Annotated in this window: 2 protein-coding genes; both read left to right on the top strand. The window is 57.4% G+C overall.

The genetic code is table 11. From position 1 onward, the window contains the following. Window positions 1-297: helix-turn-helix transcriptional regulator (locus tag ACR1XY_RS24570; RefSeq protein WP_480597433.1), on the top strand; the 297-nt coding region annotated here is incomplete at its 5' end. Next, window positions 287-1,169, top strand: an 883-nt coding sequence (locus tag ACR1XY_RS24565; RefSeq protein WP_480597431.1) for a type II toxin-antitoxin system HipA family toxin, incomplete at its 3' end; no start/stop codon positions are given. The genes ACR1XY_RS24570 and ACR1XY_RS24565, both read left to right, overlap by 11 nt.

The following is a 1,169-nucleotide window of genomic DNA, read 5'->3' as shown; positions in this document are numbered from 1 at the left end:
CAGGCGTTGAAGCTTCTGGGAACACAGATCAAACTGGCCCGAAAGGAACGCCGCATGGCGGAGCAGGACCTGGCCGACCGCATCGGCATTGCCCGCAGCACGCTCCAGAAGATCGAAAAGGGAGATCCCCAGGTCGATATCGGTTTCGTGTTCGAGGCCGCCGTGCTGGTTGGCCTGTCGCTCTTTGTTCCCGATGCCACATCACTCGCATCGGAGCTTGAACGGATAGAGGACAAGCTTACGCTGATGCCGGGAAAGATCAGAAAGCCAAAGAGCGAGGTGCAGGATGACTTCTGAGATCGCTGCACCCGAAGGTGCCTTTGTTTGGGTCTGGCTTCCAGACGCGACCGAGCCGGTTGTGGCCGGCCGGATCGAAAGGGACGGCGAGATATATGTTTTCAACTATGGCCGGTCCTACCTGAGCTCAGACAGGGCAATTCCTCTTTATCTGCCTGAGCTGCCGATAAGGGCAGGGCGGATCGATCCGATCCCGCCGCTCAAGATGGCAAGTTCATTGCGCGATGCGGCGCCTGATGCCTGGGGTCGTCGGGTGATCATCAACCGACTGACGGGCGCTGTCGGTGCAGAAGCAGATGTTGTCGACTTTGACGAACTGACGTTTATGCTCGAGTCGGGATCGGACCGTATCGGTGCGCTCGATTTCCAGCGCTCAGCGAGTGAATATACCCCAAGAGAAACCAGTGCTGCCACACTCGACGAACTCCAGGAGGCGGCCGATATCGTCAATGAGGGTGTCCCGCTGACACCGGCGTTGGCCGAAGTGCTCCAGCACGGAACGGCCATAGGCGGGGCACGTCCGAAGGCGCTGATCGATGATGGCGACAAAAAATACATCGCGAAATTTTCGTCTTCGAATGACACTTACAGCGTGGTGAAGGGTGAGTTCATCGCCATGCGCATGGCTGCACTTGCAGGTCTGGACGTCGCGCCAGTGAAACTCACAAAGTCACTCGGCAAGGATGTATTGCTGATCGAGCGCTTCGACCGGACACTCACAGAGAAAGGCTGGTCAAAACGTATGCTTGTATCGGCTCTCACTATGCTGGAGCTTCATGAGATCATGGCCGCCCATGCGAGCTATCCAGAACTTGCGGAGTTGATCCGCGCGCGCTTCACGCAGCCTAAGAAGACGCTGCATGAACTCTTCG

Source organism: Ruegeria sp. AD11(2025), from assembly GCF_056542405.1.
Note: the sequence above shows the minus strand (reverse complement) of the source record. Positions and strands in the feature narration are given on the sequence as shown.